This window comes from Massilia sp. CT11-108, from assembly GCF_047302915.1.
In the GTDB taxonomy this organism is placed as follows: Bacteria; Pseudomonadota; Gammaproteobacteria; order Burkholderiales; family Burkholderiaceae_D; genus Telluria; species Telluria orientalis.
Genome location: NZ_JBKYMO010000342.1, coordinates 1 through 6262, shown reverse-complemented (window position 1 = coordinate 6262; position 6262 = coordinate 1). Strand labels below are relative to the sequence as shown.

5 protein-coding genes are annotated in these 6262 nt (G+C 68.2%); 4 read left to right on the top strand and 1 reads right to left on the bottom strand.

Annotated features, from left to right (window positions below):
• The 3 genes from ACEN88_RS22245 to ACEN88_RS22235 all read left to right on the top strand — a co-directional run.
• A partial coding sequence (locus tag ACEN88_RS22245) for an alpha-1,6-glucosidase domain-containing protein (protein ID WP_413343109.1) occupies nt 1–2205 on the top strand: 2205 nt, incomplete at its 5' end.
• Nucleotides 2206–2269: 64 nt separating this feature from the next.
• On the top strand, nt 2270–3292 hold the full coding sequence (ahr, locus tag ACEN88_RS22240; protein ID WP_413343107.1) for an NADPH-dependent aldehyde reductase Ahr: 1023 nt from the start codon (nt 2270–2272) through the stop codon (nt 3290–3292).
• Nucleotides 3293–3377: 85 nt separating this feature from the next.
• Complete coding sequence (locus ACEN88_RS22235; protein WP_413343106.1) at nt 3378–4868, top strand: pectinesterase family protein; 1491 nt, start codon at nt 3378–3380, stop codon at nt 4866–4868.
• On the opposite strand, the gene ACEN88_RS22230 is transcribed toward ACEN88_RS22235, so the two are convergent.
• Complete coding sequence (locus tag ACEN88_RS22230) at nt 4856–5866, bottom strand: AraC family transcriptional regulator ligand-binding domain-containing protein (RefSeq protein WP_413343104.1); 1011 nt, start codon at nt 5864–5866, stop codon at nt 4856–4858. The genes ACEN88_RS22235 and ACEN88_RS22230 overlap by 13 nt on opposite strands.
• 128 nt (nt 5867–5994) lie before the next feature.
• Between ACEN88_RS22230 and ACEN88_RS22225 the strand changes: the two genes are divergently transcribed.
• A partial coding sequence (locus ACEN88_RS22225; RefSeq protein WP_413343102.1) for a beta-ketoacyl synthase N-terminal-like domain-containing protein occupies nt 5995–6262 on the top strand: 268 nt, incomplete at its 3' end.

Sequence of the window (6262 nt, the reverse complement as noted above, 5' to 3'; positions counted from 1 at the left end):
GGCGTGGACGTGGGCAGCGGGCGCACGCGCTTCGCGGTGTGGGCACCGACCGCGCAGCAGGCTGCCGTCTGCGTGTACGACGGCGGCACGGGCGGCGTGCGCGCGGTCTACCAGATGGAATTCGACCGCCGCACGGGCGCATGGCGCGCCGCGCTGCCGGGCGATTTGACCGGCAAGTATTACAAGTACGCGGTCGACGTGCCGGTCGATGCGGGCATCGTGCGCAACCTCGTCACCGATCCGTATTCGATCAGCCTGACGACGGATTCGACGCGCAGCTACATCGCACGGCTCGATTCGCCGCGCCTGAAGCCGGCCGGCTGGGACACGACACCTGCGCCGCAGACGGTGAAACACCAGACCGACATGGTCGTCTACGAACTGCACGTGCGCGACTTTTCGCGCGACGACGCGAGCGTGCCGGTCGCGCATCGCGGCAAATACCTCGCGTTCACCGATACCGGTTCGGACGGCATGAAGCATCTCGCGGCACTGGCGCGCAGCGGCCTGACGGACATCCACCTGCTGCCCGTGTACGACATCGGCAGCGTGCCAGAGACGGCATGCGCCGTGCCGCAACCGGCCGGCACGCCGGACGGCGACACGCAGCAGGCACTGATAAAACGCACGGCGGAGACGGACTGCTTCAACTGGGGCTACGACCCGTTCCACTACAACGCGCCGGAAGGCAGCTACGCGACCGATCCTGCCGACGGCGCCCGTCGCATCGTCGAGTTCCGCCAGATGGTGCAAAGCCTGCACAGGACGGGCCTGCGCGTCGGCATGGACGTCGTCTACAACCATACGTTCATCGCGGGGCAGAACGAGAAATCCGTCCTCGACCGCGTCGTGCCCGGCTACTACCACCGCCTGAACGCGAACGGCGCGATCGAGCGCTCGACGTGCTGCGACAACACGGCGACGGAACACCGCATGATGGGCAAGCTGATGATCGATTCCGTCGCGCTGTGGGCGAAGGAATACAGGATCGATTCGTTCCGCTTCGACCTGATGGGCCACCAGCCGCGCGCGGTCATGGAAGACCTGCAGAAAAAAGTCAACGCCATCGCGGGCCGCGACGTCCAGCTGATCGGCGAAGGCTGGAACTTCGGCGAAGTGGCGGACGGCGCCCGCTTCGTGCAGGCGTCGCAGCTGTCGCTGAACGGCAGCGGCATCGGCACGTTCAACGACCGCCTGCGCGACGCCGTGCGCGGCGGTTCCGCGGGCGATTCGGGCGAGGCGATGTTCGGCCGCCAGGGCTGGATCAATGGCCTCGTCTACGATCCGAACGCACATGCGGGCGCGCGCCCCGCCGCCGACCTGTTGAAAGCCGCGGACCTGGTGCGCGCGGGGCTCGCGGGCTCGCTCCGTTCGTATCCGCTGCACACGTTCGACGACAAGACCGTGCGGCTGGAAGCCATCGACTACAACGGCCAGCCGGCCGGCTATGCGAGCGAGCCGGGCGAGGTCGTGAACTACGTCGAGAACCACGACAACCAGACGCTGTTCGACATCGACGTGTTCAAGCTCCCTGTCTCGACGACGAGCCGGGAACGGGCGCGCGTTCAGGTGCTGGGCATGGCGGTCGACGCCTTCGCGCAGGGCGTCGCGTACTACCACGCGGGCATCGACGTGCTGCGCTCGAAATCGCTGGACCGCAACAGCTTCAATTCGGGCGACTGGTTCAACCGCATCGACTGGACCTACCGCGACAATCACTTCGGCACGGGCCTGCCGCCCGCGGACGACAATGGCCGCGACTGGCCACTGCTGCAGCCCCTGCTGGCCGACGCCGCCATCAAGCCGGCGCCCGCCGACATCGCCTTCACGCGCGACGCGTTCCGCGACCTGCTCGCCATCCGCGCCAGCTCCACGCTGTTCCGGCTGCCGACGGCGGCCGCTATCCGCCAGCGCCTGCGCTTCTTCAACACGGGCAGCGCGCAGGTCCCGACGGTGGCCGCCGCGCACCTGGACGGCCGCGGCCTGGCCGGCGCCGGGTTCGCCGGCATCACCTACGTCATCAACGTGGACAAGGTCGGGCACACGGTGGCGGACCCGGAGGCCATCGGCAAGCGCATGCGGTTACACCCCGTGTTCCTGTCCGAACACGTGGCCGACAAACGGGCCACGCAGGCGACGTTCGATGCCGCGACGGGCGAGTTCTCGGTGCCGCCGCGCACGGCTGTCGTGTTCGTCGAGGAGTGAATAGCGCGCGCCCGTCGCGCTGCCGGTGCTAGTATTTTTTCGTCCTCAACACGGGAGCACTGGCATGAGCAATATTCGCGCATGGGCCGCCCAGTCCGCCGGCGGCCCTTTGGCACCGTTCGCATATGACCCGGGCCCGCTGGGACCGGAAGACGTGGAAGTCGAGGTCGAGCATTGCGGCGTCTGCCATTCCGACCTCTCCATGCTGGACAACGAATGGGGCATCACCGCGTACCCGTTCGTGCCCGGCCACGAAGCCATCGGCCGCGTGGCCGCGCTCGGCGCCATCGCCGCGGCCAAGGGCCTCACCATCGGCCAGCGCGTGGGCGTGGGCTGGAACGTGCGCAGCTGCCAGCACTGCGCGGCCTGCCTCCGCGGCGATTTTCACTTGTGCGCCAGCGTGCAGGCGACCATCGTCGGCCACCACGGCGCCTTTGCCGACCGCGTGCGCGCCCACTGGATCTGGACCATCCCGATTCCCGGCGCGCTGGCGGCGCAGAACGCCGGACCGCTGCTGTGCGGCGGCATCACCGTGTTCGCGCCGCTGCTGCAGCTGCACGTGCCGCCGACGGCGCGCGTGGCGGTGTTCGGCATCGGCGGCCTCGGTCACATGGCGCTGATGTTCACCCACGCCTGGGGCTGCGACGTGACGGCGTTCACGTCGTCGCCCAGCAAGGTGCAGGAAGCGCTGAGCTTCGGCGCCCATCACACGGCCTCGAGCCGGTCCGACGCCGACATGCAGCGCCTGGCCGGCAGCTTCGACTTCGTATTCATCACGGCCAACGCGCCGCTCGACTGGGACGCCGTCATCGCCCTGCTCGCGCCCGGCGGCCGCCTGCACTTCCTCGGTGCCGTGCTGCAGCCCGTGCCGGTGCAGGTCATGAGCCTGATCATGGGCCAGCGCGCCATCTCCGCGTCGCCGACGGGCAGCCGCGCCCAGATCGACACGATGCTGCGCTTCGCGACCCACCACCACGTCGCGCCGAAGGTCGAGCACTTCCCGATGCGCCGCGTGAACGACGCGATGGACCATCTGCGTGCCGGCAAGGCGAGCTACCGGATCGTGCTGGACGCGGATTTCGACTGACGACGACAGCGCGGCTGGACCGATTGCAACATTGGTCCAGCCGCTCTACAATGGTCCGACGACAGGCTGCCCACCACGGAGACCCATGAAGCTCGCGTTCCTCGCCGTCCTCGCCCTCTGCACCCCGGCCGGTGCCGCGCCCCAGTTTCCACCGAACGGCGCCACCGACGTCAATCCGGACACGCATCTGGTACTCCGCTTCGCCAGCCCGCCGACGATCGGCCACGCCGGCAGGATCCGCATCTACGACGCGGCCGACGACAAGCTCGTCGACGAACTGGACCTGGGCATCCCGCCCGGCCCCACCGAACGCGCGCCCGGCCCGTATCCGCCCTACCTCGCCACGACTTACGACTACGGCGGGCCGCGCCGGACCAATGCAGGCACGACGCCGGGCACGCCGTCCGCACCGGGCGTCCAGCCTGCCGCGGGCAACTACCAGCTGACGATCATCGGCGGCTTCACGGACGGTTTTCATTTTTATCCCGTGATCGTGCACGGCAACGCGGCCACGATCACCCCGCACCATAACCTGCTCCGCTACGGGAAGACGTATTACGTGCGGATCGACCCGGGCGTGCTGACGGTGGCCGACGGCAGCTTCAAGGGCGTCAACGACTGGCGCTTCACGACGAAGGCCCGTGCGCCGGCCGCGGATGCGCGCCGCGTGACCGTGGCGGCGGACGGCAGCGGCGATTTCGACACCGTGCAGGGCGCGCTCGACTGGGTACCGGACCGGCACGCCGGCCGCGTCACGATCTTCGTGAAGAACGGCGACTACGAGGAGATCGTCTACGCCCGCAACAAGCACGACGTCACCGTACAAGGCGAGAGCCGCGACGGCGTACGCATCCATTACGCGAACAACGAGGTGTTCAACCCGCATCCGCCGAACGTCGGCACGAACGAGTTGCCGGGCACGTTCCCGTCGCGGCGCGCGGCGTTCGCGCTCGACCATGTACGCGGCATGGTGCTGGAGAACCTGACCATCGCGACGACGGCGAACGGCCAGGCGGAAGGCCTGCTGCTCAACGGCGAGCGCACGATCGTGAAGAACGTGACGATCGAAGGCGCGGGCGAGGCGCTGCAGACGAACGGCAGCGCGTACTTCGAGAACATCCGCCTGACGGGCACCGGCGACACGATCCTCGGCCGCGGTCCCGCGTACTTCCGCCACTGCGAGATCGTCTCGCGCGGCGCGTTCATGTGGATCCGGAATACGCAGGCGAATCACGGCAACGTGTTCGACCACTGCACGTTCCGTGCGACCGGCGGCGAGACTGTGCTGGCGCGCCTGCCCGACAACAAGGGCCGCAATTATCCGTATGCGGAAGCGGTGCTGCTGGATGCGACCCTGGTCGGCATCGCGCCGGAAGGCTGGGGCCCCGTCGACGGCGATGCGTCGCACGTGCGGTTCCTGGAATTCAACAGCCGCGCTGCCGACGGCAAGCCGGTGGACGTCGGCAAGCGGCATCCGGCATCGCGCCGGCTCGACAAGGACCGCGACGCGGACACGATCGCGCACTACCGCGATCCGGCCTGGGTGCTGGGCGGCTGGACGCCTCACTCGCCCTGACGGCTCCCCTTGCGGTAATCGGTCGGACTGCTGCCCGTCCACTGCTTGAAGGCGCGGCAAAAACCGGTGGCGTCGGCGAAGCCCAGGTCGAACGCCAGCGCCGCCACGCCCGTGTTCGAATTGGCGAGCCGGTGGACGGCGATGTCGCGCCGCAGGCCGTCCTTCACCAGCTGGAAGCGCGTGCCCTCTTCCGCGAAGCGCCGGTTGAGCGTGCGCACGGAGACGTGCAGCGCCTGCGCGAGATCCTGGATCGTCACCGGCTGCGCGATGTGCTGCTCGAGATACGCGCGCGTCCTGGCCATCAGCGTGCCGCGCTGGCCGGCGCTGAACGTCCAGTCTTCGGGCGCGCGTTTCAGGAATGCCCACAACTCGTGCTTCTCGCGCCTGAACTGTTCCGCGCAATCCTGGTAGGCGAACTCGATGCCCGTCATGTCCGCATCGAAGCGCACCTCGCCGGGAAACAGGAGCGCATGGTCTTCCGCGTGCCGCGGGCGGGGGAAACGGAATTCGACGCGGTGCAGGCCGAGCTCCCGGCCGAGCAGCCACGATGCGATCCCGTGGATCAGCTTCACCATCAGCTCGTGGGCCAGTGGCGTGACGGGCGTCCCCGGCGCCCGCTCCACCAGCGCCAGCCGCACCAGGTCGTTCTTCGTCGAGATCTGCAGCCGGTAGTCGTCCAGCAGCAGGTTCCAGAAGCGCACGAGGCGGTTCAGCGCGACCAGCACCGTCGGCGCATCCAGGAGGCTGAGCATCAGGTATTTCAGGGTGCCGCCCCGGATCGGCCGCGACCACAGGCCCAGCATCTCGTCGTCGAGCGTCGCCGCGATCGTCCGGTACAGCGCGACGTATTGCTGGCGCGTGAGCCGCGCGTCGGGCTGGTCGAGCAATGATGGCGGAATGGCGGCGCCGGCGAGCGCCTGCGCCGCGACGGCGGCGCCATGCCGGGTGCGTATCGCGTACAGCATCCCGTGCAGGAAGTGGGCAGAGAGGGTGATCATCCTGTGATTATGGCGTGTTTTGCATATTGATTGGCGCGATCCACCAACTTTTACGACGCCACCTCCATATACTGGCGCTTGAATTCTGCGTCATATGGCGCATTTTGCAAACCGTTGGAGAGCATGGAATGACTGCGAAACGTATCGTCGTGACCGGCATGGGCCTGGTATCGCCGTTGGGATGTGGCGTCGAAGCCGCGTGGGCGCGCCTGTTGAGCGGCGAGTCCGGCCTGGCCGGCCTGTCCGAGGACATCACGGAAGGGATCGCGGCCAAGGTCGCCGGCGTCGTGCCCGCGTTGGCGGAAGACCGCCCGTGGGGTTTCGATCCCGACCGCGTCGTGGAACCGAAGGACCAGAAGAAGATGGACCGGTTCAGCATGTTCGCCCTCGCCGCCG